The following is a 26466-nucleotide window of genomic DNA, read 5'->3' on the forward strand; positions in this document are numbered from 1 at the left end:
GAAACTGTGGACGACGGACGTGTCGAATGACATACTTGTAATACATCATCTAGGGGTAGGGCATCGGCTGTCGCACTAGATGTAGTGGCTGGATGTAGTATCAATGGACAGACTTCAGCATTACCTAGGGGAGACCACCATGACCGTCACGGTTTACACCAAGCCCTCGTGCGTACAGTGCAACGCCACCTACCGCGCCCTCGACAAGAAGGGGATCGCGTACCAGAGCGTCGACATGTCCCAGGACCCGGAGGCACTCGAGCGCGTACGGGCACTGGGGTACATGCAGGCTCCCGTGGTTATCACCGATCAGGACTCCTGGTCCGGCTTCCGCCCGGACAAGATCGAGGAACTGGCCCAGGCCAGCGTCACCTCCGTCGCCTAGCCTGGACTAGACGCACGCTGCAGGCTTCTGCCGGGAAGGCACAAGGGCCGCAGGCACGAATGCAGTACAGGCGCAGCCGCCAAGAAAAGCCAAACCGCTGTCAAAGAAGCAGGATGCAATGACATTGGGAACCGTGATTCCGGGAGCCGGAGCCGCCTCAGGCTCCGGCAGGCTGCACGTCCCGGGCCGCTCGGCCGGGAACGCGGATTCCCCCGAGCCGAATCCGGTCACTGACGCAGACCTGGTGTACTTCACCTCTGCGTCCGGCTACACCGGACGGTTCGCAGCCAAACTGAACCGGCCGTCCGCCCGGATTCCGCTGCTGACCTCCGCGCCGACTTTACTGGCGCGCCGGCCGTACGTCCTGCTGCTTCCCACCTACGGTGGAACGGCAGCGCAGCCGGGAGCCGCAGCCAAGGGTGCGGTTCCCAAACAGGTCATCAAATTTCTGAACGTCGAGTCGAACCGGGAACTTATCCGGGGCGTCATCGGCGCGGGCAACACGAACTTCGGTGAGAACTACTGCCTGGCGGCGGACATCATTTCCGCCAAGTGCAAGGTCCCCGTTTTGTATCGATTTGAACTCATGGGCACGTCGGAGGACGCTGCCACGGTAAACCAAGGATTGGAAGAGTTTTGGACACATCAGTCGCAGAAGCCGGCATGACGGACTCCAAGGAGCTGCCGGAAGCCTACAAGGGCCTGGGCTATCACGAGCTCAACGCCATGCTGAACCTCTACGGCAAGGACGGTGAAATCCAGTTCGACGCCGACCGTGCGGCTGCACGCCAGTACTTCCTTCAGCACGTCAACAACAACACCGTGTTCTTCCACGACCTGGAAGAGAAGCTGGACTACCTGGTCAAGAACGACTACTACGAGCGCGAGACGCTCGACCAGTACACGATGAACTTCATCCGTGAGCTCTACAACCGGGCCTACAAGAAGAAGTTCCGCTTCGAGACCTTCCTCGGCGCCTTCAAGTTCTACACCTCCTACACGCTCAAGACCTTTGACGGCAAGCGTTACCTGGAGCGCTACGAGGACCGCGTGTGCATGGTTGCCCTGCACCTGGCCCGCGGCAACGAGCAGCTGGCCACCCAGATGGTGGATGAGATCATCGAGGGCCGTTTCCAGCCCGCCACCCCCACGTTCCTCAACGCCGGCAAGAAGCAGCGCGGCGAGCTGGTCTCCTGCTTCCTGCTGCGCATCGAAGACAACATGGAGTCGATCGGCCGGTCCATCAACTCCGCACTGCAGCTCTCCAAGCGCGGCGGCGGCGTTGCCTTCGCGCTGACCAACATCCGCGAGGTCGGTGCTCCGATCAAGCAGATCGAGAACCAGTCCTCCGGCGTCATCCCCGTGATGAAGCTTCTTGAAGATTCCTTCTCCTACGCCAACCAGCTCGGTGCCCGCCAGGGCGCCGGTGCCGTGTACCTGCACGCCCACCACCCGGACATCAACCGGTTCCTGGACACCAAGCGGGAGAACGCGGACGAGAAGATCCGCATCAAGACCCTCTCCCTCGGCGTCGTCATTCCGGACATCACCTTCGAGCTCGCCAAGCGGGACGAGGACATGTACCTCTTCTCCCCGTACGACGTCGAAAAGGTCTACGGCATGCCGTTCTCCGACGTTTCTGTCACCGAGAAGTACTACGAGATGGTTGACGATTCCCGGATCAAGAAGACCAAGATCAAGGCCCGCGAGTTCTTCCAGACCCTGGCTGAAATCCAGTTCGAATCCGGCTACCCGTACATCATGTTCGAGGACACGGTGAACCGGGAAAACCCGATCGACGGCAAGATCATCATGTCCAACCTGTGCTCGGAAATCCTCCAGGTTTCCCAGCCCACCACGTACAACGATGACCTTTCCTACGACCAGACCGGCAAGGACATTTCCTGCAACCTGGGTTCGCTGAACATCGCGAAGACCATGGATTCCCCGGACTTCGGCCTCACCATCGAGACCGCGATCCGTGCCCTCACTGCTGTCTCGGACATGAGCCACATCGGTTCGGTTCCGTCCATCGCCAAGGGCAACGACCAGTCGCACGCCATCGGCCTGGGCCAGATGAACCTGCACGGCTACCTTGCCCGCGAGCGGGTTCACTACGGTTCCGAAGAGGGCATCGACTTCACGAACATCTACTTCTACACGGTGGTCTATCACGCCGTGCGAGCCTCGAACCTGCTGGCCATTGAAACCGGCCGCACGTTTGCCGGCTTCGAGAAGTCCAAGTACGCCTCCGGCGAGTTCTTCGACAAGTACGTGAACGGCGAATGGGTTCCGCAAACCGAGCGTGTGCGGGAACTGTTCGAGAACGTGCACATTCCCACCCAGGCCGACTGGGCCGCCCTGCGCGCTTCGGTCATGGAGCACGGCATCTACAACCAGAACCTGCAGGCTGTTCCGCCGACCGGTTCGATTTCCTACATCAACAACTCCACCTCCTCTATCCACCCGGTGGCGTCGAAGATCGAAATCCGCAAGGAAGGCAAGCTGGGGCGTGTCTACTACCCGGCTCCGTACCTGACCAACGACAACCTGGAGTACTACCAGGATGCGTACGAAATCGGCTACGAGAAGATCATCGACACCTACGCCGCTGCCACGCAGCACGTGGACCAGGGCCTGTCCCTGACGCTGTTCTTCAAGGACACCGCCACCACGCGTGACATCAACAAGGCGCAGATCTACGCCTGGCGCAAGGGCATCAAGACCATCTACTACATCCGCCTGCGCCAGCTCGCCCTGGAAGGCACCGAAGTTGAGGGCTGCGTCAGCTGCATGCTGTAGCCGCCGTCCCGCTTCGACTTCTTCAAGACAAGGAAAACAATGACCGAGAAGCTTAAGCTGATCGACCACGTGCAGGCGATCAACTGGAACCGCATCCAGGACGACAAGGACGTAGAAGTCTGGAACCGCCTGGTGAACAACTTCTGGCTGCCTGAGAAGGTGCCCCTGTCCAACGACGTCCAGTCATGGAACACGCTGACGCCGGAAGAGCAGCAGCTGACCATGCGGGTCTTCACCGGCCTGACCCTGCTGGACACCGTGCAGGCAACTGTGGGTGCCGTCTCCCTGATCCCCGATGCGCTCACCCCGCACGAGGAAGCGGTCTACACGAACATCGCGTTCATGGAGTCCGTCCACGCCAAGAGCTACTCTTCGATTTTCTCCACCCTGTGCTCCACCAAGGAGATCGAAGAAGCGTTCCGCTGGTCCACGGAGAATGAGAACCTGCAGAAGAAGGCCCACATCGTCACGGATTACTACCGCGGCGATGATCCCCTGAAGCGCAAGGTGGCCTCCACCCTGCTGGAGTCCTTCCTCTTCTACTCTGGCTTCTACCTGCCGATGTACTGGTCCTCGCGGGCCAAGCTGACAAACACTGCAGACCTGATCCGCCTGATCATCCGTGACGAGGCCGTGCACGGCTACTACATCGGCTACAAGTTCCAGCGCGGCCTGGAGACTGTTTCCGAAGAGCGCCGCCAGGAGCTGAAGGACTACACGTACGAGCTGCTGTACGAGCTGTACGAGAACGAAGTCCAGTACACGCACGACCTGTACGACGGCGTCGGGCTGGCTGAGGACGTCAAGAAGTTCCTGCACTACAACGCCAACAAGGCCCTGATGAACCTGGGCTACGAGGCTATGTTCCCGTCCACCCTGACGGACGTGAACCCGGCAATCCTTTCGGCGCTGTCCCCGAACGCGGATGAGAACCACGACTTCTTCTCCGGCTCGGGCTCGAGCTACGTGATCGGCAAGGCCGTGAACACCGAAGACGAGGACTGGGACTTCTAGTACGCTGCCGGAGCAAACTCGTTCCGCAAGCGGCAAAGGGCCGCCTATCCGGGGAAAATCCCGGATAGGCGGCCCTCCTTGTTTTATGCCGGAGACAAATCAGTTACCGGCGGCGCGGCCCCGCTTGGCAAACCGCAGAACAGTGCCAGCTGCCATCAGCAGAAGTCCTGCTCCAGCAGCAAGCATCCATCCCCGCTGGACGCCGGTTGCGGCCAGTGCGCCGCTGCCGTTCGAAGTGTCCGATGCGGCAGACGGCAGAATACCGCCAGCCTGCCCGGGGTCTGCGCTTCCGGTATTCGTTCCCGGGCCCGAAGTGTCCGGCGCCTGGCCCATCCCTCCGGTACCCGGACCGGGCGTCGTGCCACCACCGTTCCCGGTGCCGCCGTCGTTCCCATTCCCTGGATCCACGGGATCAGCAGGATCCGTGGGGCCGGGTACCGGCCCCTGGTTGAAGGACAGCAGGTTCACCGGTGAGTAGTGCACGGCACCATGGGGGTCACGCGTCTCCACGTACCAGCCCCGCTCGCCTTCGCCGGGATCGGCCCAGGTTGCTGTAACAAGCGATCCGCTCTCGACACCGGTCTGGCAGCTGATGTCGGCAGTGGAGAGAATGTCCACTGAGAACGCATCGGTGGCCAGTTCCTTGGTGCGGACCTCGATGCCCAGGTCCGAATAGCTCATGGTGAATTCCTGATGGTGGGGTTCCAGCGAAGGATCGTTCGAGTTGTACTGGTCCAGCGACGGCGAGTAGGTGCGGGCGGTGACGTCCCCTGCGGCGTTGTCGAAGTGCAGGAGGCGCAGGAATCCCTGACCGCCCTCGGGCAGGCCCTGGTAGTCGAACAGGATCTGATGGACTTTCCGGTCGGTGGTGCCGTCGCCGTCGTCATCGAATTCGTCCACCCGGGTGTAGGCGTCGTGGTAGTGGCCGGAGAAGACCATGGCCACATTGGGGTTTGCCGCAACGACCTCGTTCTGGATCCGTTGCGGAACCGGCCCCAGCCCGCCGGTTGTTAGGAGGTATTCGTGCAGGTTCAGCACTGCGGTGCGTTCCGGGTATTTCTCCAGGACGCTGTTCATCCAGTCGATTTCCTTGTCGGCAGGTCCCCAGCCCATGTAGAGCATGATGAAGTCGATTCCGCCGGCGGTGATGAGGTCATAGTGTCCTCTGTTGTCCTGGTACGTGCCGCCGTACCAGGGGTTCTGGTTGAACCGGCCGGCGCCGAACCAGTTGGAGAAGGCTCCGTAGTCTCCTGTCTTGTGTCCGACGTCGTGGTTTCCGGCAAGCACCCCGTACGGCAGTCCTGCTTGGTCCAGCTGCCGGTAGGCGGCGTCTGCGTTTTCCCACTGGTATTGCTTGTCCGACTCATCGACGATGTCGCCGGTGTGGAACACGTACTGCAGGTTAAGATCATCGCGGCGGTTCAGGAAATATCGGTGGATGTTCAGTTGGTGCTCGTAGAAGGTCTCGTTGTAATACTGCGTATCCGATTCCCAGCCGAGCGTGAAGTCGTATTCGTTCCGGGGCGTGTCCTCAGAGTAGGCCGGCTCCACCACAGTGGACCGGGTGGACCGGTCCGCCCCGGCGAATCCTTCGGAGTGCTGAATTAGAACCTGTATTTTCCCCTCCGCTTCGTGTTCCGCTGCCGGAACCATGGCCGTGAGGTCGAAGGCGGACGAGCCGCTGGCTCCGGTGGTGACGTGGCGGTCCACCTCTTCCCACGCACCGCTGGTCCTGTTGAGTACATACATCAGGACCTTGGCATCGGGATTGGCCGATCCGGTCCACTCGAGCCTGGCGGTGTAGTCCGTTCCTGCGTTCGGCGGGACGGTGACTTCGAAGAGCTGGTACGGGAATTCGCTGCTGGAAGACACCTCGGATTCCACTCCGTCAGAGCCGGTGATTTTCTGCAGTTCCCGCTCATCCAGCAGAGTCTTCGCTGATCTGTCCAGACCGGCGGCGGTGCTGGTGGTGCCGCGGTACGACGCTACGGATGATGTCCCGGGGGCGAGGCGGTAGCCTTCCCGGAAGCACACGTCCAGGTGGTCTGCGCTGGGGTCCGTGACGCGGGCGCTCAACGTGACGGGACCGCCGTCGACCGCGGTGTTGTCTGCGGGGGAGAGTTCCTCTGCGGAGGGCTGCTCCACCGGAGTGGTGAACCGGATGGTCTTTTGGGCAATGTTGCCGACCTTGTCCTGGCCCGAAATGGCCAGGTCATGGGATCCGGCCTGGAGGGTGAGCGACGACGTCTCGTAGGGGAGCGGGATCGTTTCCCCGTCGAGGAGGGCGCTGATGGAGTCAACGCCGGACCCGGCGTCCGAAGCAGAGGCGTCGATGGTGAAGGCGCCCTGGTAATCCTGCCCCTCCTCGATGGTTGTTGTGAGCTCCGGTGCGGTGTTGTCGACCCTGACGGTGCGGATGAGTGAGTACCCGGGAATTTCGGCGCTGACGTTGTGTCCGCCGTCCGGAACGGCCGTGGTGTCCCAGGCATAGGAACGGGCGGTGAACGCGTTCTCCGGGATTGTGAAGGAGGCATCGAAGAAGTCGAGCTTGCCCGCGCTGTCGCCCATGTTCAGCACCCGGTTGGGGTCCGTGTACCCGGCGGGGTACAGGGTGCGGCCATCGGGCAGGATCATTCTCAGGTTCTTGATCTGGAAGTCGTCATTGTTTTCATCCGGATCAATTTCGGGGGCCGCCTTCGTGCCTGAGTACACGCTGAGGACCGTGTCCTGGCCCGGAGAAACCTTGGACAGCGGTACGGAAACGGTGATGGTTTCGTAGCCCTCATAGATTCCGTCGTCGAAGATGTGCAGGATGTCTTCTCCGGCAAGGACACCGTTGCGGAAGAAGGTATCGACGCCGGCGGCTTCAAAGGCGAAAACCGGTTCGTCTTCGAGCGCCGGGTCGGTGCTCTCCACCGTCGTCCCGTCGATGTCCAGCTGTACGGGAGAGGGGTATTGGTCCGCCGCGGCGGCAACGGTGGTGGTACCCGAAACGAACTGACCCTCTTCGAGGTTCAGGCGGACAGGGGCGTTGTCCGCGCCTTCGGCATTAATGCGGCGCAACTGAGTCTGTGAGGTAGTGCCCCCGTCACTGGCTACCAGGTAGTACTCGTACCACTTCTTCCCGGTGAGGTCGGCCGCCGCCACTTTGTGGGTGAACTGCAGGCTGGACGGCGTCCCGGGATTGGCAGCCTGGAGGTTGATGGCGGTGAAGTCCTGGTCTGCGCTGCTTTTGAGGTAAAGGGTCAGGCTGCGGACTATCGAGTTGTCCCGGGCTTCAGCGGCGATGGTCAGCTCGGTGCCGGCGCCGAAGGTGGACGATGTGGCATCAGTGATCTCCGGTGCCGACCCGTCCAGCGGCAGGACCTGCAGCGGGTTGGCGGCCTGCTGCCCGGATACTGCGCCCGGCGTAGGGGCCGCGTTGCCAAGCAGTGCCTGCCGTGTCCTGTCCTTCGCATCCGCAGCGTACTGCAGCCCCTGGCCCGCGGCGACGTCTTTGGTTCCGCCAAGGTTGTAGTAGGCCCGGTTCACGGGTATTCCGGATTTGGTGGTGATCTCGATGCCCCGTGCGCTGCCGTTCGCCATGCCCCCGGTATGGATTTCCACGATATCGGTGCCGGCGGCCAGGGTGGTGCCGTAGATCCGGTTGAACTCTTCGGCGTCCATGCCATCGTTGGGGCCGTTCTTGATCCAGAACACGAGGGTGCCGCCGGCGGGGATCGAGACGTTGCCGGGGCTGGCCGGCCAGTCCGTGATGCTGGAGTTGCTAAGGTCCTCCAGCGGGTAGAGATAGCGGAGCTGATAGTCGCCGAAGTTGATGGCGCGGCTGGTGGGGTTGTAAACCTCGATGAACTCGTATCCGTCAGAGCCGCCCACATTCGGTGAGTCCACGAGGAGCTCGGTGATCTGAAGTTCAGCGCCCTCCGCCGGGTTCGGTTCCGCAGGCACTCCGGTTGGGGACGGAACGGGTACGGGTTCGGCCGGAGCAGGTGTTGGCTGCGGCTCGGACGGAGCCGGCCCGGGGGCCGGGCCGGCTGGCTCCAGTGCGGCTGGATCTACCGCGCCCGGGGTGGGAACTCCGGAACCGAGAACGCGAAGTGCAGGCGTGCCGCCGTCTCCGGGCCTGAAATGGGCGGAAACGTCAATGCCGGTCGAGCCGGCAGGGTAGTAGGACCAGCTGATGCTTTGGCCGGCATTATCGGAGACCCGGATGCCGCGTTCGCCGCCATTGGCTAGTCCGGCCTGTCCGGACACCCTAACCAGGGGGTACCCGCCCGGAGCCGTCCCGTCCAAAGACGCGTAGTAAGAGCGGAAGTCGGCGTCGGTCCTCCCGGCAGTGTCTACGGTCGCTGTTTGATACTGGACCCAGAACACGGTTGCCTGGCCAGGCCGAATCACTGTTCCGTCCGGAACCGAGAGAGGAACATCCCGGCTTTGGTCATCGGAATCGGTGTAGGTGTAGGAGAGCTGGGCTCCAGCCGTTCCAACGGAAATGTCGGTGCCTGTGGTGTTCAGGACCTCAAAGAATTCGAAGTTGTCATATCCGGTGTTGTCCGGTGCGATTTCGGTGACCATCAAAGCGGGTAAAACGGGCGCCGGGGCAGCGGCCGCTGCGCCCATTGACGTGGTCAGGAAACCGGCGGTAACAGCGGCAGCCAGGAACACGGCGGTCACGGAGGAAAGAGAATTCCGGCCACACCTTCCGGGCACGGGTTGGCAGTGGGACTGCGGCAAGGGAGGACTCCTAGGAGAGGATCGGGTGATTCCCAGAGCCTAGGGATGGAACGTGTCCTGCAGCTGAACAAAAGACCAATGGGAGGTATGCGCCTTCATCCGGTTCTGCCTGGACAGCAGCAGGGCCATGAAACTAATCGCCCATCGGCTTCCGCCGCTGCTGTTTGGTCGCTGACCGCTGCTTCTTAGCGTCGAGGCGCCGAACCTTCGATCCCCGTGTGGGTTTGGTACGGCGGCGGACGGCAGGGCCACGTTCCAGCCCGCGTGCCACCGTCTCGGCGAGCTTTGCCAGGGCGATCTCGCGGTTGCGCAGCTGGGACCGCTGTTCCGACGCCGTCACAACCAGTGATCCGGCAATCAGGCGGTGCCCCAGACGCTGGAGAAGCATTGCCCGCTGCGCGTCCGACAGCACCGCGGAATGCGCAACGTTCCAGGACAGCGCGACGCGGCTGTCCGTGGTGTTCACGTGCTGCCCGCCAGGTCCGGAGGAGCGGGAGAAGCGCCAGACGAGCTCCGAGGCAGGGATCGTCAGCGCAGGCGATACCGATAGGTCCATGGCACCAGCGTCGCACGAATGCTCGTTCCCTGCGTCAGGCCCCACATGCCCGTTGAGCCTGCAGCTAAGCTGGGGACCGACAGAGGGCAGGACCTGCGCATGCCACAGTGAAGGGCACCGAAATCTCAGGGGGGAGACGCTGGATATGAGCAGAGGGCACACTGGTTATTCTGTGGCTGGAACACTTCTGGCAGCAGCGGCGCTGCTCGCGGGCTGCGCATCCGGCGCCGCCGGGGAACCCGCGCCGGACGTGCAGCTGTCACGATTCGGCTCCGCGGATGAGCTGCTGGCCGCCGTCAACGGACTGTATGGCTGCGATCCTGAAGCGGCAGCGGAGCCAACGACTATCGTTTTCGATGGATACCTTCCGCAGTACGCGATGTGCTCCGAGGCGCTGCAGATTGTCCGCTACGAAAATGAGGAAGACCGGATCACCGTCTCGAACCTGCTGCCCAACGGCCAGAATGGACCGGAGGGCATGGCCGAAGGGGCCAACTGGCACGTGCTGCCTCGGCCCGGAACCGCGGCTCCCGGCGAGAAGGAACTGAAGGACCTTGCCTATCAGCTGGGTGGCCGTTACGTGGACCTCATGGCAGAGGGATGATCCCCGGCTGCCCAACCACTGAAACAGATGACGCTGAATAGCCAGGCTCACCCGGTGCCGCATTACTGTGAGGTTCGAATAGTGTTTCCGGAATCTGAAAAGCGAGTTTGAACGTGACTATCCCGGCCGAAGAATTTGACACGGTTGTTGTGGGGGCAGGAGTGTCGGGCCTTACCGCTGCGCGGCTGCTGGCAGCCAGTGGACACCGCGTGGTGGTACTTGAGGCGAGGGACCGGATCGGCGGCAGGCTGCACACCGAACGCCTCGACGGCCGGGTCACGGACCTCGGCGCATCCTGGATCCACGGGATCGACGGCGGCCCGCTGCACGCGCTGACACGTGCCTTCGGGATGGCCGACGTCGAGTTCACAGTTGGCAGTTACCAGCCGGGCGGCCGGCCCATCGCATACTACGGGCCCGACGGCGCCCGGCTCTCCGACAGCGCCGCCGGCCAGTTCATCGCAGACGCCGCCCGCGTGGAAGACCAGCTTGCCGCCGTCATCGAGGTCACGCCGCCTGGCGCCAGCTACGCAGCAGCGGCGCGCACCGCCGTCGGGCAGGTGGCCGAGGCCGGCAACTGGGACCCGGAGCGGGCGGCGCGCGTCATCGAATACCTCGATCACCGTTCCGAGGAACAGTATGGTGCCGACTCGCACCTGCTCGATGCGCATGGCCTGGAAGACGAAGTCATTCTCGGCGACGAGGTGGTCTTCCCCGGCGGATACGACGAGCTGGCATACAACCTTGCGGCCGGGCTCGACGTACGGCTTGGGCATGTAGCGACCCGCGTCCTGCGGCCCGGAGCAGCGGGGAACGGATCCGGCGTCGTCGTGGAGACAAGCGCGGGAACCTTTGCGGCGGCACAGGCGGTAATCACGGTTCCGGTCGGTGTCCTTCAGTCAGGCCGCCTCACGTTTGAACCGCCGCTGCCGGAGACAGTTGCGGGCGCGGTTGCGAAGTTCCGGATGAACACCTTCGAGAAGATCTTCCTGCGCTTCCCGGAGCGGTTCTGGGATGAGGACGTGTATGCGGTCCGCCGGCAGGGCGAAGCTGCCAGCTGGTGGCATTCCTGGTATGACCTCACTGCCATCTCCGGTGAACCCACGCTGCTGACCTTCGCGGCGGGGGAGTGCGCACGGGAGATTCGGGGGTGGCCGCAAGCACGCGTGGTGGACTCGGTGATGGATTCACTGCAGCAAATATACGGTTCCGAAATTCCTTCCCCCGTGCACGCCCGGATCACCGACTGGCAGGGCGATGAGTTCGCCGGCGGTGCCTATGCCTACATGGCGCGGGGATGCACCGGGGAGGACCACACGCTCATCGCAGCGCCCATCGACGGCGTGCTGCATCTGGCCGGGGAAGCCACCTGGGAGGAAGATCCAGCCACCGTCAACGCTGCCCTCTGCTCGGGGCACCGGGCAGCGGAACGGATCCTCGGAACGCAAGTGCCGTACGAATCCCTGGCTGAACCGTTGCAGGCGTCGTTCCGCGCGCCGTGAATATCCGCGTCGGTACTGCTCCGCCCTGCCGGATTGTGGGAAAGTTGCAGGGGAGGAACAAATGCCGCGCCAGCTCGTCAAGACCCACATCGCCCTCATCGGCTGTGTGTGCCTGTGCCTGCTGGGATATCTCTCGTGGTTCGAATCCCAGGCGCAGCAGGCAGCGGCGCAAACAGCGCAGCTGGACTTCGACTCGCCCTCCAGCCTCGCCGTCGTCGTCAACAAGAACCGGCCGCTGGCCGATCCCGCCTACGTTCCGGCGGAACTGCACGACGCCGGGGGCGTGCTTCTGCGTCCCGAGGCAGCGGGTGCCTTCAGCCGCTTGAACGCTGACGCGGCTGCCGCCGGCGTTGGTATAACGGCTGTCAGCGGCTACCGCACGGCCGCGGACCAGGCTCACATCCATGACTCGTACACAGCCAGCTACGGGCCTGAGACAGCGGACGGCATCTCGGCCCGCGCCGGATACAGCGAACACCAGACCGGGCTCGCCGTGGACATTGGCAACGCGGACGGATCCTGCGCCCTCGAGGCCTGTTTCGAAGCGACACCGGCGGGGGCCTGGGCTGCCGCCAACGCCCACCGGTACGGTTTTGTGGTCCGGTACCCCGACGGCGCCGCACCGGTTACCGGATTTGCGTACGAGCCGTGGCACCTGCGCTTCGTGGGGACCGAGCTCGCCGCCAAGCTCCACCGTTCCGGCCAGACCCTGGAACAGTTCGCCGGCCTGCCGCCGGCACCGAACTACTAGACCGCGCCTCGCACCGGGCGGCTCAGTGCCCGCGCCGGCATCGCGGCTTCGGGAGAAGCCAGCTCCACCCGGTGGGTGCGGCAGCGCACGCAGCGCACATAGACGATGACACCCTGCGAGGTCGCGTGTCTGGATGCCGTCACCCACCCGTGTTCGCAGGCGGCGGGAGGGGCTTGCGGCGGTGTCCGCCGGTCCAGATCGATGTTCATGCCTCCGAGCATGCTGTAATGCTCATATGCATCTCAACCCTTACGGCGAGTACGCTGTCCTCCTGGCGGCGTCGCTGGCCAACGACTGGCCGGAATCACGGGCGGGCATCATCGCCCGGACCCGCGAACACGGTATGACCATGGACTTTCCCCACGCGCCTGGGGACCACGAAGCGGTTCACCGGGTCATCCAGCGGTGGCTGGACGTGGTGGACGCCGGCACCCCAGCCCTCCGCGCCGAACTGCTGAACGAGTTGATGAAGGACGCTGCGGCCTACCCCCGGCTGACCGACCATGACCAGGAAGGCTGGCACCTGCACTACCGCGACGACGGGCAGCCCCTGGCCGGGGTGCTGCTGGCAGTCTTCAGCGTGGGAACGGCCCTGCACCTGACCACGCGGGGAATGACCCGGCTGAAGCGGTGCGAAGCCGGTGACGCCCCGGGGGATCCATGCCGCAACGTCGTCGTGGACGTCACCCGCAACGGCCGCCAGCGGTTTTGTTCTGTCCGCTGCGGCAACCGGGCAGCCGTCCGCCGGCACCGGGCCGCGCAGAACTGGCCCGCGTCGGCGGGCCGGTCCCGTCCCGGGCGCTGAAGGCTGTGCAGGGACGGCAGAGTGCGGGATTCTGGAAGCCAGACCCTGCGCACGCTAGGAGCTTTTCGATGAATGCCATCATGCCCAAGCTGACCCTGAACAACGGCGTGGTCCTGGATGCGGTGGGCTTCGGTGTCTATCGAAGCGCCCCGGCGGAGACCACGGTTGCGGTGGAGACCGCGCTGGCCAACGGTTACCGGCTCATCGACACTGCAGCTGCCTACCGCAACGAAACCGAAGTGGGCGCTGCCCTCGCCCAGTCCGGCTTCGACCGGGCCGAACTGTTCATCACCACCAAGCTCTGGGTTGATGACTACGGCTATGACGCGGCCCTGCGTGCCTTCGACGCCAGCATGGGCAGGCTGGGCCTGGACGTGCTGGACCTGTACCTGCTCCACCAGCCGCTGCCGTCCGACTTCGACCTCACCGTAGCTTCCTACCGGGCGCTTGAGACCCTGTACGAACAGGGCCGGGTGCGGGCCATCGGGGTGAGCAACTTCGGGACGGAAGAGCTCAGTGACCTGCTTGCGCGCACCGACGTCGTACCGGCCGTAAACCAGATAGAGGTGCACCCCTATTTCAGTGAACCCGGGCTGCGCGCCTTCAACCTGGAGAACGGTATCCTGACCGAGGCATGGTCGCCGATCGGCGGCGTCACCCGGTACTGGCGGCACGGATCCGGGGCAGCGCCGAAGGACCCGCTGCATGACCCGGTGATCGTCCGCATCGCCGCGGCTCACCACAAGACACCTGCCCAGGTGATCCTCCGCTGGGAGATCCAGCTGGGCATCTGCGTGATTCCCAAATCGGTGACCCCCAAGCGGATCGCGGAGAACATCGACCTCTTCGATTTCTCCCTGAGCGCCGCCGAACTCTCCGACATCAGCGCCCTGGACACCGGTGTCCGCGCCGGCCCCGATCCGGGAACCATCACCCGGAGCTGACACGGCCCGCACGGCACCGTCCCGGAAAGATACCGTCCCGGGAGGACACAGTACGACGCCGCTCCGCCGCGCTTTGCTAGTCTCACGGCCATGGAGAATCCCCAGTGGGCCGCGGCGTCGGCACGGGTTGAACAGGCGCTTACCGAGCGCGGATCGGCAGCGCAGGTAGTGGTGACGGACGGATCCGCGCGGACCGCCGTCGAGGCAGCGCAGACGCTGGGCTGTGAGGTGGGAGCGATTGGGAACAGCCTGGTGTTCATGGCGGACTCAGCGCCCCTCCTGGTCATCACGTCCGGTGCGCACCGGGTGGACACGGCGGCGCTGGCCCAGCGCCTGGGCAAGCAGAAGATCAGGCGGGCGACACCGGAGCAGGTGCGGGAGGCAACGGGCCAGGAGATCGGCGGCGTTGCTCCCCTCGGGCACCCCGTGCCCGTGGAAACCGCCATCGACGAGGACCTGGGCGGCTATCCCGCGGTGTGGGTCGCCGCGGGAACGCCGTATTCGGTGTTCCGGACAAACCTTGCGGAGCTCGTTCGGCTGACCGGCGGCACAGTGGTGAAGGTCGACTGAGATCAAATGCGCCGCCTGCGGCCTGTTGACGGCGCCGGCGGGCGGGCGCAGGGTGGTAGGCAGACCAGAGGAGACGGACCGCAGCCAGCCAGCCGGCGTCGTGCGCTGAGGCGTCCGGGCAGCGGAAGGACAAGGATGAAGACACGCGAACTGGGGCCGTCCGCCCTGAAGGTATCCGAGCTGGGGCTGGGATGCATGGGGTTCAGCCAGGGGTACGGACCGTCCGGCAGCCGGGAACAGGCCATCAAGCTGATCCGCACGGCGTTCGACCGCGGTGTCAGGCTCTTTGACACCGCCGAGGTGTACGGCCCCTACACGAATGAGGAGCTGGTGGGCGAAGCCGTAACTCCGTTCCGGGACCGGGTGGTCCTGGCCACCAAGTTCGGCTTCAAGATCAACCGGGACGGACGTCAGGTTGGCCTGGACAGCCGTCCGGAACACATCCGGGAAGCAGTGGACGGTTCGCTGCGGCGGCTGGGGACGGAATACATTGATCTGCTGTACCAGCACCGGGTAGATCCGCAGGTTCCCATTGAGGATGTTGCCGGAACGGTGAAGGAGCTCATCACCGAAGGCAAGGTGAAGCACTTCGGGCTGTCGGAAGCTTCCGCGGGCACTATCCGTGCCGCCCATGCGGTCCAGCCCGTCACTGCGGTGCAGAGCGAATACTCCCTGTGGTGGCGTGAGCCGGAAGAACATGTCCTGCCGGCCTGTGCACAGCTCGGCATCGGGTTTGTGCCCTTCAGCCCGCTGGGACGGGGATTCCTCACCGGAAAGATCTCCCCCTCCACCCAGTTCGCCTCCGGTGACATGCGCGGCAAGCTGCCACGTTTTACTCCCGAGGCCCGGGAAGCGAACCGGGCGGTCGTGGAACTGCTGGAGGCCACGGGCCGGGCCAAGGACGCGACGCCCGCCCAGATCGCCCTGGCCTGGCTGCTCGCCCGGAAACCCTGGATCGTACCGATTCCGGGCACCCGGAAACTCGAACGGCTCGAAGAGAACCTTGGGGCCACCAGCGTGGGCCTCAGCGCAGAGGACATAAAAGCGCTGGACGACGCCGCTGCCCGCATACCGGTTCAAGGCGCCCGCTACCCTGAAGAGCTGGAGAAAACGATCGACCGTTAGCCAATGGACCGGGAGGACACGCAGCAATGGGCAACCGTGGGGCCGACGCCTACCGGCGCCGGATGGAACGGGCCGCCAGGATACGTGCGGCAGGAGTTCCTGCTGAAGCGGATGGCGAGACGCCTGAGGAGACGGCGCTGCGGCGGCGGAAGGAGCAGGTGGATCCGGCTGACAAGGCTGACTACCTGATCCGCGATGCCATGCTGCGCGGGGAATTCGAGAACCTGCAGTACGCCGGAAAACCCCTCCCGAACCTTGCGGAAGCCAACGACCCCGACTGGTGGATCAAGGGGCTGATCCAGCGCGAGAACATCAGCGGCCTGGGACCGCCCGCCCTGCTGCTGCGGGTCGAGGATGCGGAGCTGGACAATGTACTGGACGCCAGGTCCTCCGCAGTGCAGGTAAGGGAAACCGTGGAAGAATTCAACCAGCGGATCATCGAAGCCCGTAGGCAGCTTCTGGGAGGCCCGCCCGTCATTACGAAACTGCGGGACGTGGAACTGGAAGTGCAGCGCTGGCAGGAACGGCGGGGCAGTGCAGCTACCCCCGAGCCGGCGCCCGAGCCGAGCCGTCCCTGGTGGCGCCGTCGCTGGTGGAGCCGGGCCAGGAACCGCGCGCAGTAGAACCCCGCCCGGTTGCCCGGGCACGAACGTGAAACACACAGACACACAGAAGGCAGGACCATGGGAGCAGTACGGCTGGAGCACGCCTCCGCAGCGGAGATAACGGACCTGGCAGCGGTCCTGGCGGAGGCCTTCGCGGACTATGCCTGGACCCGCTGGACCGTAGACAGCGAGCGCCGGGAGGCCCGGACGGCCGCCATCCAGCGGCTCTACCTGGAGCATCTGGCCCTGCCGCACGGAGAGGTGTGGGCCAATGAGGGCCGAACCGCCGTCGCCGTCCTGCTTCCGCCGGACCTGGCGGAGCTCGACCCCGCGCCCCTGACCCCTGAGCTGCAGGAGAAACTCGCGTCCCTGCACGGCGAATCGGTGCGGAACCTGGCGCATGCCCTGCCTGAGCCGCCGCCCGGGGCCTGGACCCTGGCGACCATCGGCGTCGCTCCCCGGGAACAGGGCAGCGGGCAGGGTACCGGGCTTCTGGAATCCGTGCTGGCCGCCGGTCCCGGACGGACCATAGCCCTTGAAACCTCCTCGGAATCCAACGTGGCTTTCTACCGCCGGTTCGGGTTCGAGGTGTGGGCGGTCTCGGAGATGCCCGACGGCGGCCCGCCGGTGTGGTCAATGCTGCGCTCTCCGGACGCACCCGTCGAGGCTGTATCCGCCTAGGCCGCACCCTCGACGGGGCTGCCCGCGCTCGGCACACTTTAGGGAGTCCCTCCAGCCGTAAGTGCCCGACGGAAGGTTGGCCCGTGCTAGGTCTGGAACTCGTAGTGGCCCTGGGGGTTGCCATCCTGGCCTGCTCGCTGGGCGCGGAACGGCTCCGCATTGGCGCCCCTTTGCTGCTGCTGGCCGGGGGAGTGGCCCTGGGGTTCGTGCCGGCGTTCCGGCAGGTTGAACTGCCGCCGGAAGTGGTACTGCTGCTCTTTCTTCCGGCCCTGCTGTACTGGGAGAGCCTCACCACGTCCCTGCGGGAGATCCGCAGCAACCTGCGCGGCATTGTCCTCTCCGGCACCGGGCTGGTCCTGGTGACTGCGGCGGCCGTTGCCTTCACGGCCAACGCCCTGGGCATGCCCTGGGGCCCGGCCTGGGTCCTCGGCGCCGCGCTGGCTCCCACCGATGCCACAGCCGTGGCCGTCCTGGCCCGCAGCCTGCCGCACCGCAATGTCACGGTGCTGCGGGCCGAGAGCCTGATCAACGACGGCACGGCCCTGGTGATCTACGCCGTTGCCGTGGGGATCGTGGCGGGTGACGGCGACTATACGCCGCTTTCCATCTCAGGGATCCTGGCACTGTCCTACGGGGGCGGCATCGTCTCGGGGCTGCTGGTCGCGTGGGCCGGGATCTGGGTGCGCCGCCGGATCCAGGATCCCGTGCTGAACAACGTCGCCACCTTCATCACCCCCTTCGCGGCCTTCCTGCTCGCTGAGGAGACGGGCGGGTCCGGGGTGCTGGCCGTCGTCGTCGTTGGCCTGATCATGAGCCAGGCCGGTCCGCGGGTGACGGCCGCGCTGGCCCGCCGCCAGTCGCAGGCCTTCTGGTCCTTCTCCACGTTCATGCTCAACGCCGCGCTCTTCGTGCTGATCGGCATCGAGCTGCACGTGGCAGTGCGGCTGCTGAGCGGGCCGCAGATCGCCGTGGGCCTGGTGGCGGTCGCCGCAGTGTCGATCGTGCTGGTGGTGGTGCGCATCGCCTTCCTGTTCGTCACCACCTACATGATCAGGATGATCGATCGGCGTCCGTCGCAGAAACTCCGCCGGGTCAGTAACCGCTCCCGTGTCCTCAGCGGTATGGCGGGCTTCCGTGGTGCGGTGTCCCTGGCAGCGGCCTTGGGCGTTCCGGCCCTCACCGCCGCGGGTACGCCGTTCCCGGACCGGGGGCAGATCATCTTCGTGACAGCAGGGGTCATCCTGGTGACGCTTACGGTGCAGGGCCCGCTGCTGCCGGTGATCGTCCGGTGGGCACGGCTGCCCCAGGACACGCGGCTGGAGGAGGAACGACGCCTGGCAGAAGTGCGGGCCGCCGAGGACGGCCTGTCTTCCCTGCCGGAACTCGCGGCCAGGCTGGGCACGGACGGCCGGGTGGTGGAACGGGTGACCCATGAGTACCGGCACCACCTGGAAGTCCTGCGGGCGGACGGAGCCGCCCAGCCGGCGGGGGAACCGGCGCCGGCGCTGGCACACTGGCAGCAGGAGACGGAGCTGCGGCTGGCGCTGCTGGAGCGCAAACGCACGGTAGTGCTGGCGCTGCGGGACGAGCGCACCATCGATGACCGGGTGCTGCGGATGCTGGAGACGCGGCTGGACGTGGAGGAACTGCGCCTGACGCAGCCGGACCGCGACGACTGATCCGGGCGCAGCCGGGCCCGGTCCGTGGTTCCGGCTCCTCCGGCTCAGCGTGCTGTGACCACCGGAAGCTCATCCCAGACCGTGGTGTAGCGCGGCGAGGAGTACTTGCGGGACATGGTCCATTCCGGGCGGGCACTGGGCATCCCCGCCACGCCAAGTCCTATGCTGGCGGAGCCGTATTTGTCCGCGACCTTGCCCAGCAGCTCCCCAAGGTGGCGGTGTTCCTGCTCCGGGACGAAGGCATCGAGGACCGGCTGGGCTCCCGCATCGGAGAGGCCGCTGAGCATTACTCCCGCCTTGGTGTAGGGGACGCCTTCAACGATCTGGTCTTCGAGCGCGCACACCGCCGCGCGGGTCAGTACCACCGGGTCCGAGGTGGGGCTTTGCAGTTTGACGGTGACGGAAGGAAACGACGCCGCTTTGTGGCTGAAGTGCGACGTCCCGGCGTAGGCGGTGAGCACCCGTGCCTGCTGGTGTTCGCGCTGCAGCCGGGACGCCGCCTGCTGGGCATAGATGCTCATCACCTGCCTCATCTCAGCCGCAGTTGTCACCGGCACGGAGAAGCTCCGCGAGAAGATCAGCTGCTGCCGGTCGGCGCGCTCCTCTTCCAGCGGCAGGCACGGCGTGCCGTTGAGTTCCAGGACGGTCCGTTGCAGCGTCACGGAGAAACGGCTGCGGATCACAGACGGATCGGCGGCTTTGAGGTCCGCGACGGTCCGGATGCCCATCGCTTCGAGCCGTTTGCCCAGCTTGGCTCCCACGCCCCAGAGCCCGGTGACCGGAACCCGGGACATGATCGTCGCTACGGCACCGGGGTCCATGGTGTCCAGGTTGCAGACCCCGTTCAGGTGCCCGTTCTGCTTGGCGATCCGGTTGGCGAACTTGGCCAGCGTCTTGGTGGGCCCGATGCCCACGCAAACGGGCAGGCCGGTATTGCGGGCTACCGCGGCGCGGATCCGCGCGCCCTGCGTATCGAGTTCACGCGGCGTGCCGGCCAGGCCCAGGAAGGACTCGTCGATGGAGTAGACCTCCTGCCACAGGGCGTACCGGCCCAGCAGTTCCATGACCCGGGAACTCAGGTCTCCGTAAAGTTCGTAGTTGCTTGAACGCTGGATCAGGCCAAGATGCGGTGCAGCTTCGGCCAGCTTGAACCAGGGCTCCCCGGTCTTGATTCCCAGGGCTTTCGCCTCATCGGAGCGGGCCACCACACAGCCGTCATTGTTTGACAGCACGACGACGGGCACGCCTTCCAGCCGGGGGTCGAAGGCGCGCTCGCAGGAGACATAGAAACTGTTGACATCCACCAGGGCGATCCGATGGAGCTGCCCTGCGGGGGAGCGGACACCGCCACCGGCCGGATGCTCAGACATGGTGGAGGCAGCGGGTCACGACACCCCAGATGGTCAGCGCCGCCGGGTCCGGAACGGCTACGTCCCGGTACTCCGCGTTTTCAGCAGCCAGGACAATGCCCCGGCCGGTGAGCCTGAGGCGGCGCACTGTCAGCTCCCCGTCCAGGACGGCGACAACCACTGAGCCGTCACGGGGCGTCAGGGAACGGTCCACAATGAGTTCGTCTCCGTCACTGATTCCGGTGCCGGACATTGAGTCCCCGGAAACCCGGACGATGTAGGTGGACGTAACGTCCCGGATCAGATGCCGGTTGAGGTCGATGCGCCCGTCGAAATAATCACGTGAGGGACTGGGAAAGCCGGAGGCGGCATCGGCGTCGGACACCGAAGCGGAGCGTGAACTGCCGGAGACATTGAAGACAGGCATCCGCCGGGCACCTCCGCTGCTTTTAGAACATACTTTCGATTACCCAACACTAGCACCGTGCGGCCGTCCGGAAGATAGAGTGCGGTGCTGTGGAACCACTTTTCACGCCGATGGCGGACTCGGTACTCCGGCTGGTCGCGGCGGCGCTGCCGGTACCCTCAGCGGGACGCAGGGTTTTCATCGGCGTGGACGGGGTGGATGGGGCGGGCAAATCAACCTTCGCGGACGCCCTGGGCGCCCGCCTCCGCTGGCCGGTGATCAGGATTTCGCTTGATGGTTTCCACCGGCCCAGCCGCGAGCGCTACCGGCAGGGCAGGGCATTGCCGCTCGGATTCTTCGAAGACTCCTATGACTACGCTGCCTTCCGGCGGCTGGTGGTGGAGCCCCTGCGCCCGGGCGGTTCGGGACGCTACCGTGCGGCCAGTCACGACCTGGCCTCCGACCGCCAAGTCTGCGGTCCGGAACTCCCGGCGCCCAATCCGGCGGTGGTGCTGGTGGATGGACTGTTCCTGCACCGGCCGGAACTGTCCGGCATCTGGGACGCGACGGTTTTCCTGGATGTGTCTTTCGAAACATCCTGCCGAAGAATGGAACTCCGGGACGGGGCCGATCCTGACCCGCTGGCGCCGTCGAATCGCCGCTACGTCGGCGGCCAGCAGATCTACCTCGCGGCCTGCAATCCATGCGCTGCCGCGTCAGTGGTGGTGGATTACAACGACGCCGCGGCGCCGCGGCTGGTCCGTCCGGCTCCGCCGCAGTCCCTCCGGAATGCCGGCGGGGGTAACAGCTGAGGCGGAGGCCTGCGCACCCGGAGAGGTGCCCGGTTCGGACTGGCTCCGCAGCGGCGATACCGTTAAGCGCATGAACGTCGAGGTGTACATCCCGCCCAAGCTGGGCCGGGAGCTGGAAGAGCTGGCCGCAGAACAGGAAGTTCCGGTGGAGACCCTGATCCTCAACGGAGCCCGCCTGCTGCTGGAGCACCGCCACCGCCGGAACCACGTCCAGTCCTAGCCGCCCGCTGAATTTTCCGCCAACCCCTTCCATGCAACCTGCCGGTTGCCTATGGTGTCTGCATGGATGCTGTCTTCCGGGCGTTGGCTGATCCGGTCCGCCGGATCCTGCTGGAGGAACTCGCATCCCAGGCGGGACAGACGCTGTATGAACTGTGCGTCCGGCTGATCAGCAATCACGCAATAGGTATTACGCGGCAGGGAGTCTCAAAGCATCTGGCGGTCCTCGAATCAGCCGGACTGGTCAGGGTGGAAGCAGACGGCCGCTACCGGCGGCACCACCTCTGCCCTGAGCCGCTGACCCTGGGAGTTGCCGGATGGATTGGCACCCTGGCACTCCCGCTGCCGCCGCGGCAACCCGAACGAAACGAAGCGGAAGGACCGGAGCCATGAGGATTGTGACGGCAAGCATCTTTGTTGATGACCAGGAAAAGGCACTGGATTTCTACACCCGTGTTCTCGGATTCGAGAAGCGGCAGGACCAGCCAGCCGGAGGCGCCCGCTGGCTGACTGTGGGGAATCCGGGGGAGGAGGGCGGCGTCGAACTGCTGCTGGAGCCCAGCTCGCATCCTGCCGTGGCCCCCTTCAAGGAAGCACTGGCGGGTGACGGGATTCCCTTCAATTCCTTCGCAGTGGATGACGTGGCAAAGGAGTACGAGCGGATGCTGGCTCTCGGCGTCGAATTCACGCAGCCACCGGCGAACATGGGTCCGGTGACCACCGCGGTCTTTTCCGACACCTGCGGGAATCTCCTGCAGATCGCCTCCATGAGCCAGGACTGAGACGGCTCGATGTGCGCCGGGGGCCCTCACACACCCGGCGGGAGGCTAATGCTTGGAACCGTAGCTAGGCTCGCGCAGGGTGGAGCCGCTGATGCGGTGCATCCGCTGGCGGCAAAACGGGTCATAGACGGCGACGCCGATCCGGCCGGTTGCGGGATCGGCAGAGCGGATGCAGGTGCACGGGGCGTTCACGTGCCTGGACCTTTCTACTGCTGGAAACCGGAACTAGGTTCTTCCATTTTTACTCCCCGAAGCCGGAGTCCTTTCGCCAAGCGCGGTCCGGGACCGGCCGCTGGAGCGCCGGGAAACCGCCGATGCCCACACCCAGGTGGAGCGCCTGACGCCGGCGTCTTCCCACAGCACCTGGACCGCTTTCGCTGACCAGGTGCAGGTTTCGCCGGCAACGTGCTCTGCGCAGCCCGGAAAGCGGATCCACGCCCACACCGGGATGGCGGGCATGGCCGTGGTGGGCGGAAAGTGGTCAAAATCAAGTTCTTCGGGAGTCAGCCCGATGGGTTCCGCGCGCCTGGCATACCTGGCCGCCAGCCGCGCCGCAGCCTGAGGATCCATGGTTTAAGTAGAACATACGTTCGAATCTTTTAGCCGGCAGGCGAGGAACGACTGCACTGGGTTCCGCCGCCGAAGTGCGGCACAATGCTGTCCATGTGCGGACGATATGTGATGGCCCGGGCCACGTCGGACCTGGTTTCGGCTTTCGCGGCGGACCAGGTGGTGGGGGAGGACGTGGGACCGTCCTGGAACATAGCCCCGACGGATGATGTGCGCATCATCACGGAACGCCGCGGCCCGGACGGCACGCAGCGCCGCCTGGCCACAGCCAAATGGGGCCTGGTGCCGGTGTGGGCAAAGGACCCCAGGGTGGGATCCAGGATGATCAACGCCCGCCGGGAGACCATCCTGGAGAAGCCCGCGTTCCGCAAGGCGGCGGTGAAGAGACGGGCGCTGGTGCCCGCAGACGGCTACTACGAGTGGGAAAAGACCGAGGACGGAAAGATCCCGACCTACCTTTCCCCCACGGTTCCTGATCCGATTGCTTTCGCCGGACTCTACGAATTCTGGCCCGACCCCAACCTGCCCGACGACGACGAGCGCAAGTGGCTGCTCAGCGTCACCATCATTACCACCGAGGCGGCCGACGAACTCGGGCACATCCACGACCGGACTCCGCTGGTGGTGCCCAGGGACCTCTACTCCGAATGGCTGGACCCTCAGCTGACGGACGCCGAGGCAATCGCGACCCTGCTGGATGCGATTCCCGAACCGGTCCTCACCCCGCGCGTAGTGTCCAGCGAAGTCAACTCGGTGAGGAACAACGGTCCGCAGCTGATCCGTCCCGCGGAACCGGCAGCGGACTAGGTCCGGCGGAAGGATCTACCAGGCGTAGTCCTCCGGTGCCGGCTGATGGCCGGGGAAGATCTCATCCAGTTTCCGCAGTGCGCCGTCATCCAGTTCCACCTCCAGGGCGGCCAGGGCGTCGTCGAGCTGGCCCATGACCCGCGGACCAACGATCGGGGCGCTGACTGCGGGCTGGTGCAGCAGCCAGGCCAGGGCGAGGATCCCGGGCTCAATCTCCAGCTCAGCCGCGAGGTCCTCATACGCCTGGATCTGTTCCCGGTGCTTTGCCAGCAGCTCCTGGACCCGCCCCTCCGCACGCCGGCCACCGTCCTCCTGGGACTTCAGGATGCCGCCCAGCAGACCGCCCTGCAGCGGAGACCAGGGGATGAGGCCCAGCCCGTACTCCTGCGCCGCAGGAATTACTTCCAGCTCCACGGACCGGTTGACCAGGTTGTAGATGCTCTGTTCCGAGATCAGGCCGGCGAAATTGCGCCGCCGGGCGCTTTCCTGGGCCTGGGCGATATTCCAGCCGGCAAAGTTGCTGGACCCGTTGTAGATGATCTTGCCCTGGGCAACCGCGGTTTCCATGGCCTGCCAGATCTCGTCCCACGGGGTATTCCGGTCAATGTGGTGGAACTGGTACAGGTCGATGTAGTCCGTCTGCAGCCGCTTCAGGCTGGCATCCAGCGCCTGCCGGATGTTCAGCGCCGAGAGGAAGGTCTGGTTGGGCCCCGGCCCCATGGACCCGTAAAGCTTCGTGGCAAGAACAGTCGACTCACGCCGTCCGCCGCCCCTGGCGAACCAGCGCCCGATGATCTCCTCGGTCAGCCCTTTGTTCTCCCAGCCGTACACGTTCGCCGTGTCAAAGAAGTTGATTCCGGAATCACGCGCCGAATCCATGATGCCGTGCGCCTGGTCCTCCGGAGTCTTGGGGCCGAAGTTCATGGTGCCCAGGCAGAGGCGGGAGACCTGCAGGCCGGCGCGGCCCAGATGCGTGTACTTCATGGTTCCTCGGTTCATCGGTGGAAGGGTCAGGGGTGCAAGGGTCAGGCTGGAGTCGCCCGCTCATGCAAGGTTTGCTCCACGGGCCATTCAACACCGCCGCGGAGACACGGGGAAGGTGCCGGCACCGTGGCGGGGCCGCGGGCAGGATAGCCTGAGTACGCACATTCCAGGACGCGCCGGGAGGATAAGTGGCCGAATCGTACTACCGCTCACTGGGTGAGGGGACTTTCGAATCAACCCATCACACGCAGGGTGCCTGGAACGAGGACGAGCAGCATATGGCGCCGGTAGCCGGGCTGCTGGTGCACTGCCTGGAAGAGGCCGATCCCCGTCCCGGGATGCGGCTGGCACGGGTCAGCTTCGAAATCCTCGGCGTCATCCCGCAGGGCGTCTTTGATGTCACCACCAAGGTCATCCGTCCCGGACGCACCATCGAACTGCTGGAGGCCGAGCTGACGGCCGGCGGACGGACAGCCGTGCGTGCCACGGCCTGGCGCCTCGCGCTGGGAGACACCACCGAGGTTGCTGCTGTGGAAGACGAGCCAATGCCCGGCCCCGGGCAGGCTGAAGGATTCGAAGGCATGACCGCCTGGCCGGGGGACTTCATCAACGGCCTCGAGTTCCGGGCGGTTCCGGGACTGCGGCCCGGACGCGGCCAGGTGTGGGTGCGCTCGCCGTTTGAAATGCTCGACGGCGTGCAGACGCCTTCCACAGTGCGGCTCCTCGGCCTGGTCGACGCCGCCAACGGCATTGCCGCGCGCGTCCCGCCGGGAGGCGACAGCTGGATGTTCCCCAACGTGGACCTGCAGATCCATCTCTACCGCCGGCCTGCGGGACAATGGCTCGGGCTGGATACACGGGTCAGTTTCGGTACGGACGGAATCGGCCTGACGTCCTCGGTACTGCACGACGAGTCCGGGCCCTTCGGACGCAGCGAACAGATCCTCACGGTCCGTCCGCTGGGACGGAACTGACCGGTGGGAGCACGCGTGCTGGATGTTTACCGGCAGGAAAAATCCTTCGGCGCCGCCGGAGACCTGCAGCACGCCCTCGACCTGCTCTCAGCCGCCCGCGGCGGCCAGCTGGGTCCGTCGCTGCGGATCTACCAGCCGCGTCCCACCGTGGCCTTCGGGCAGCGCGATGCCCGCCTGCCCGGATTTCCCGACGCCGCCGCGGCCTGCCGGGACCTGGGCTTCGAGCCCCTGGTCCGCAAGGCCGGCGGGCGGGCGGCCGCCTACCACGAGGGCTGTCTGGTCCTTGACCACATAGAACCCGAAGCCGACGCCGTCAGGCACTCGCTGGCGCGCTTTGCTGACTTCGCGCAGCTGCTCGCCGGAGCCCTGCAGCACGCCGGCGTACCAGCAGGCGTCGGCGAGATCCCCGGCGAGTACTGCCCGGGCGAGTACAGCGTCCACGGGGGAACCGAAGCCCGGGTCAAACTCGTGGGTACCGCGCAGCGCGTAGTCTCCGGTGCCTGGCTCTTTTCCTCGGTGGTTGTCATCGAGGACTCCGCACCGCTGCGCGGAGTCCTTACCGCCGTGTATGACGCCCTGGGCCTGGACTGGGATCCATCCACGGCAGGGGCCGCCGAGGACCTGCGTCCCGGGCTCACCGTCGCCGTGGCCGAGGCGTCCCTTCTTGCCGCCTACGGCAGGTACGCCGCGCTCCGCACCGCAGATCCCCGGCACCTGGAGCGGATCACCGCGCCCGGGACCACCGTCTTTCCAACCGCTGCCCCGGCCCGTTAGGCTCGGGCAGCGGAAGCCACCTCAAGAAAAGG

General features: G+C 65.3%; 29 protein-coding genes. 21 read left to right on the forward strand and 8 right to left on the reverse strand.

Annotated elements, in window-relative coordinates; genetic code table 11:
* The first annotated feature begins 139 nt into the window (after positions 1-139).
* The 4 genes from nrdH (at position 140) to nrdF (ending at position 4201) form a co-directional block, all read left to right on the forward strand.
* Complete coding sequence (gene nrdH, locus ACSLGO_RS11745; RefSeq protein ID WP_091605847.1) at positions 140-385, forward strand: glutaredoxin-like protein NrdH; 246 nt, start codon at positions 140-142, stop codon at positions 383-385.
* Between the two features lie 118 nt (positions 386-503).
* The gene (gene nrdI, locus ACSLGO_RS11750; RefSeq protein ID WP_386887128.1) at positions 504-1052 is read left to right on the forward strand and encodes a class Ib ribonucleoside-diphosphate reductase assembly flavoprotein NrdI; all 549 of its coding nucleotides are present in this window, start codon (positions 504-506) and stop codon (positions 1050-1052) included.
* Entirely contained in the window at positions 1049-3187 is a 2139-nt protein-coding gene (gene nrdE / locus ACSLGO_RS11755) for a class 1b ribonucleoside-diphosphate reductase subunit alpha (protein WP_176697597.1), read from the forward strand. The genes nrdI and nrdE overlap by 4 nt, the downstream gene beginning before the upstream one ends.
* Positions 3188-3226: 39 nt before the next feature.
* Complete coding sequence (nrdF, locus tag ACSLGO_RS11760; protein ID WP_091604277.1) at positions 3227-4201, forward strand: class 1b ribonucleoside-diphosphate reductase subunit beta; 975 nt, start codon at positions 3227-3229, stop codon at positions 4199-4201.
* 99 nt (positions 4202-4300) lie between these two features.
* Here the strand turns inward: nrdF and ACSLGO_RS11765 are convergent, their stop codons facing one another.
* Both ACSLGO_RS11765 and arfB read right to left on the reverse strand, forming a co-directional pair.
* Complete coding sequence (locus ACSLGO_RS11765) at positions 4301-8875, reverse strand: metallophosphoesterase (protein ID WP_436401173.1); 4575 nt, start codon at positions 8873-8875, stop codon at positions 4301-4303.
* 193 nt (positions 8876-9068) lie between these two features.
* Positions 9069-9491, reverse strand: a complete 423-nt coding sequence (gene arfB, locus ACSLGO_RS11770; RefSeq protein WP_436401174.1) for an alternative ribosome rescue aminoacyl-tRNA hydrolase ArfB — start codon at positions 9489-9491, stop codon at positions 9069-9071.
* A gap of 172 nt (positions 9492-9663) precedes the next feature.
* On the opposite strand from arfB, the gene ACSLGO_RS11775 reads away from it, so the two are divergent.
* The 3 genes from ACSLGO_RS11775 (at position 9664) to ACSLGO_RS11785 (ending at position 12348) form a co-directional block, all read left to right on the forward strand.
* The gene (locus ACSLGO_RS11775; RefSeq protein WP_436401175.1) at positions 9664-10095 is read left to right on the forward strand and encodes a hypothetical protein; all 432 of its coding nucleotides are present in this window, start codon (positions 9664-9666) and stop codon (positions 10093-10095) included.
* A gap of 113 nt (positions 10096-10208) precedes the next feature.
* Complete coding sequence (locus ACSLGO_RS11780) at positions 10209-11597, forward strand: flavin monoamine oxidase family protein (RefSeq protein WP_436401176.1); 1389 nt, start codon at positions 10209-10211, stop codon at positions 11595-11597.
* A 61-nt stretch (positions 11598-11658) separates the two neighbouring features.
* Positions 11659-12348: a M15 family metallopeptidase gene (locus ACSLGO_RS11785; RefSeq protein ID WP_263126960.1), complete on the forward strand. Its 690-nt coding sequence runs from the start codon at positions 11659-11661 to the stop codon at positions 12346-12348.
* Here ACSLGO_RS11785 and ACSLGO_RS11790 read toward each other — a convergent pair.
* Positions 12345-12557 (reverse strand): hypothetical protein, encoded by a 213-nt coding sequence (locus tag ACSLGO_RS11790; RefSeq protein WP_152274637.1) that lies wholly within the window; start codon positions 12555-12557, stop codon positions 12345-12347. The genes ACSLGO_RS11785 and ACSLGO_RS11790 overlap by 4 nt on opposite strands.
* Positions 12558-12583: 26 nt before the next feature.
* On the opposite strand from ACSLGO_RS11790, the gene ACSLGO_RS11795 reads away from it, so the two are divergent.
* The 7 genes from ACSLGO_RS11795 (at position 12584) to ACSLGO_RS11825 (ending at position 18757) form a co-directional block, all read left to right on the forward strand.
* Positions 12584-13153 carry a CGNR zinc finger domain-containing protein gene (locus ACSLGO_RS11795; RefSeq protein ID WP_091604299.1) on the forward strand — a complete coding sequence of 190 codons (570 nt, stop codon included), beginning with the start codon at positions 12584-12586 and terminating at the stop codon, positions 13151-13153.
* 68 nt (positions 13154-13221) lie between these two features.
* Positions 13222-14097: an aldo/keto reductase gene (locus ACSLGO_RS11800; protein WP_436401177.1), complete on the forward strand. Its 876-nt coding sequence runs from the start codon at positions 13222-13224 to the stop codon at positions 14095-14097.
* Between the two features lie 90 nt (positions 14098-14187).
* Entirely contained in the window at positions 14188-14667 is a 480-nt protein-coding gene (locus ACSLGO_RS11805; RefSeq protein ID WP_152274635.1) for a YbaK/EbsC family protein, read from the forward strand.
* 135 nt (positions 14668-14802) lie between these two features.
* Positions 14803-15792, forward strand: a complete 990-nt coding sequence (locus tag ACSLGO_RS11810) for an aldo/keto reductase (protein ID WP_436401178.1) — start codon at positions 14803-14805, stop codon at positions 15790-15792.
* A gap of 26 nt (positions 15793-15818) precedes the next feature.
* Positions 15819-16415: a DUF1992 domain-containing protein gene (locus ACSLGO_RS11815; protein WP_325787200.1), complete on the forward strand. Its 597-nt coding sequence runs from the start codon at positions 15819-15821 to the stop codon at positions 16413-16415.
* Positions 16416-16475: 60 nt separating this feature from the next.
* Entirely contained in the window at positions 16476-17078 is a 603-nt protein-coding gene (locus ACSLGO_RS11820) for a GNAT family N-acetyltransferase (RefSeq protein ID WP_091604314.1), read from the forward strand.
* A gap of 83 nt (positions 17079-17161) precedes the next feature.
* The gene (locus ACSLGO_RS11825) at positions 17162-18757 is read left to right on the forward strand and encodes a Na+/H+ antiporter (RefSeq protein ID WP_325787201.1); all 1596 of its coding nucleotides are present in this window, start codon (positions 17162-17164) and stop codon (positions 18755-18757) included.
* A 44-nt stretch (positions 18758-18801) separates the two neighbouring features.
* Here the strand turns inward: ACSLGO_RS11825 and ACSLGO_RS11830 are convergent, their stop codons facing one another.
* Positions 18802-20127, reverse strand: coding sequence for a Y-family DNA polymerase (locus ACSLGO_RS11830; protein WP_436401179.1), 1326 nt, complete (start codon positions 20125-20127; stop codon positions 18802-18804).
* Complete coding sequence (locus ACSLGO_RS11835) at positions 20120-20533, reverse strand: LexA family protein (RefSeq protein WP_325787205.1); 414 nt, start codon at positions 20531-20533, stop codon at positions 20120-20122. The genes ACSLGO_RS11830 and ACSLGO_RS11835 overlap by 8 nt, the downstream gene beginning before the upstream one ends.
* Positions 20534-20622: 89 nt before the next feature.
* Between ACSLGO_RS11835 and ACSLGO_RS11840 the strand changes: the two genes are divergently transcribed.
* The 4 genes from ACSLGO_RS11840 to ACSLGO_RS11855 all read left to right on the forward strand — a co-directional run bounded on the left by ACSLGO_RS11840 (position 20623) and on the right by ACSLGO_RS11855 (position 22325).
* On the forward strand, positions 20623-21324 hold the full coding sequence (locus tag ACSLGO_RS11840; RefSeq protein WP_436401180.1) for a uridine kinase: 702 nt from the start codon (positions 20623-20625) through the stop codon (positions 21322-21324).
* 70 nt (positions 21325-21394) lie between these two features.
* Positions 21395-21544: a hypothetical protein gene (locus ACSLGO_RS11845; protein ID WP_176697573.1), complete on the forward strand. Its 150-nt coding sequence runs from the start codon at positions 21395-21397 to the stop codon at positions 21542-21544.
* Positions 21545-21606: 62 nt separating this feature from the next.
* Positions 21607-21936: an ArsR/SmtB family transcription factor gene (locus ACSLGO_RS11850; RefSeq protein WP_152274628.1), complete on the forward strand. Its 330-nt coding sequence runs from the start codon at positions 21607-21609 to the stop codon at positions 21934-21936.
* Entirely contained in the window at positions 21933-22325 is a 393-nt protein-coding gene (locus tag ACSLGO_RS11855) for a VOC family protein (protein ID WP_091604331.1), read from the forward strand. The genes ACSLGO_RS11850 and ACSLGO_RS11855 overlap by 4 nt, the downstream gene beginning before the upstream one ends.
* Before the next feature lie 45 nt (positions 22326-22370).
* Here the strand turns inward: ACSLGO_RS11855 and ACSLGO_RS11860 are convergent, their stop codons facing one another.
* Entirely contained in the window at positions 22371-22517 is a 147-nt protein-coding gene (locus ACSLGO_RS11860; protein WP_176697574.1) for a hypothetical protein, read from the reverse strand.
* Positions 22518-22550: 33 nt separating this feature from the next.
* Entirely contained in the window at positions 22551-22895 is a 345-nt protein-coding gene (locus ACSLGO_RS11865; RefSeq protein ID WP_091604334.1) for a hypothetical protein, read from the reverse strand.
* 93 nt (positions 22896-22988) lie between these two features.
* Here ACSLGO_RS11865 and ACSLGO_RS11870 point away from each other — a divergent pair, with 93 nt between their 5' ends.
* Positions 22989-23702, forward strand: a complete 714-nt coding sequence (locus ACSLGO_RS11870) for an SOS response-associated peptidase (protein ID WP_325787213.1) — start codon at positions 22989-22991, stop codon at positions 23700-23702.
* A 15-nt stretch (positions 23703-23717) separates the two neighbouring features.
* Here the strand turns inward: ACSLGO_RS11870 and ACSLGO_RS11875 are convergent, their stop codons facing one another.
* On the reverse strand, positions 23718-24686 hold the full coding sequence (locus ACSLGO_RS11875; protein WP_436401181.1) for an aldo/keto reductase: 969 nt from the start codon (positions 24684-24686) through the stop codon (positions 23718-23720).
* A 188-nt stretch (positions 24687-24874) separates the two neighbouring features.
* On the opposite strand from ACSLGO_RS11875, the gene ACSLGO_RS11880 reads away from it, so the two are divergent.
* Together ACSLGO_RS11880 and ACSLGO_RS11885 are read left to right on the forward strand one after the other, a co-directional pair.
* Positions 24875-25660, forward strand: coding sequence for a thioesterase family protein (locus tag ACSLGO_RS11880; RefSeq protein ID WP_436401182.1), 786 nt, complete (start codon positions 24875-24877; stop codon positions 25658-25660).
* Positions 25661-25663: 3 nt separating this feature from the next.
* The gene (locus ACSLGO_RS11885; protein WP_436401183.1) at positions 25664-26434 is read left to right on the forward strand and encodes a lipoate--protein ligase family protein; all 771 of its coding nucleotides are present in this window, start codon (positions 25664-25666) and stop codon (positions 26432-26434) included.
* Positions 26435-26466: the final 32 nt, after the last annotated feature.

Source organism: Arthrobacter sp. IK3 (assembly GCF_051337705.1).
GTDB classification, from domain to species: domain Bacteria; phylum Actinomycetota; class Actinomycetes; order Actinomycetales; family Micrococcaceae; genus Arthrobacter_B; species Arthrobacter_B koreensis.

Bases quoted from the DNA above. Each gene is read 5' to 3' on its own strand.
- nrdH (WP_091605847.1), top strand. From the start codon at position 140: ATGACCGTCACGGTTTACACCAAGCCCTCGTGCGTACAGTGCAACGCC.
- nrdI (WP_386887128.1), top strand. From the start codon at position 504: ATGACATTGGGAACCGTGATTCCGGGAGCCGGAGCCGCCTCAGGCTCC.
- nrdE (WP_176697597.1), top strand. From the start codon at position 1,049: ATGACGGACTCCAAGGAGCTGCCGGAAGCCTACAAGGGCCTGGGCTAT.
- nrdF (WP_091604277.1), top strand. From the start codon at position 3,227: ATGACCGAGAAGCTTAAGCTGATCGACCACGTGCAGGCGATCAACTGG.
- arfB (WP_436401174.1), bottom strand. From the start codon at position 9,491: ATGGACCTATCGGTATCGCCTGCGCTGACGATCCCTGCCTCGGAGCTC.
- ACSLGO_RS11785 (WP_263126960.1), top strand. From the start codon at position 11,659: ATGCCGCGCCAGCTCGTCAAGACCCACATCGCCCTCATCGGCTGTGTG.
- ACSLGO_RS11790 (WP_152274637.1), bottom strand. From the start codon at position 12,557: ATGAACATCGATCTGGACCGGCGGACACCGCCGCAAGCCCCTCCCGCC.
- ACSLGO_RS11795 (WP_091604299.1), top strand. From the start codon at position 12,584: ATGCATCTCAACCCTTACGGCGAGTACGCTGTCCTCCTGGCGGCGTCG.
- ACSLGO_RS11800 (WP_436401177.1), top strand. From the start codon at position 13,222: ATGAATGCCATCATGCCCAAGCTGACCCTGAACAACGGCGTGGTCCTG.
- ACSLGO_RS11805 (WP_152274635.1), top strand. From the start codon at position 14,188: ATGGAGAATCCCCAGTGGGCCGCGGCGTCGGCACGGGTTGAACAGGCG.
- ACSLGO_RS11810 (WP_436401178.1), top strand. From the start codon at position 14,803: ATGAAGACACGCGAACTGGGGCCGTCCGCCCTGAAGGTATCCGAGCTG.
- ACSLGO_RS11815 (WP_325787200.1), top strand. From the start codon at position 15,819: ATGGGCAACCGTGGGGCCGACGCCTACCGGCGCCGGATGGAACGGGCC.
- ACSLGO_RS11820 (WP_091604314.1), top strand. From the start codon at position 16,476: ATGGGAGCAGTACGGCTGGAGCACGCCTCCGCAGCGGAGATAACGGAC.
- ACSLGO_RS11830 (WP_436401179.1), bottom strand. From the start codon at position 20,127: ATGTCTGAGCATCCGGCCGGTGGCGGTGTCCGCTCCCCCGCAGGGCAG.
- ACSLGO_RS11835 (WP_325787205.1), bottom strand. From the start codon at position 20,533: ATGCCTGTCTTCAATGTCTCCGGCAGTTCACGCTCCGCTTCGGTGTCC.
- ACSLGO_RS11845 (WP_176697573.1), top strand. From the start codon at position 21,395: ATGAACGTCGAGGTGTACATCCCGCCCAAGCTGGGCCGGGAGCTGGAA.
- ACSLGO_RS11850 (WP_152274628.1), top strand. From the start codon at position 21,607: ATGGATGCTGTCTTCCGGGCGTTGGCTGATCCGGTCCGCCGGATCCTG.
- ACSLGO_RS11855 (WP_091604331.1), top strand. From the start codon at position 21,933: ATGAGGATTGTGACGGCAAGCATCTTTGTTGATGACCAGGAAAAGGCA.
- ACSLGO_RS11865 (WP_091604334.1), bottom strand. From the start codon at position 22,895: ATGGATCCTCAGGCTGCGGCGCGGCTGGCGGCCAGGTATGCCAGGCGC.
- ACSLGO_RS11870 (WP_325787213.1), top strand. From the start codon at position 22,989: ATGTGCGGACGATATGTGATGGCCCGGGCCACGTCGGACCTGGTTTCG.
- ACSLGO_RS11875 (WP_436401181.1), bottom strand. From the start codon at position 24,686: ATGAAGTACACGCATCTGGGCCGCGCCGGCCTGCAGGTCTCCCGCCTC.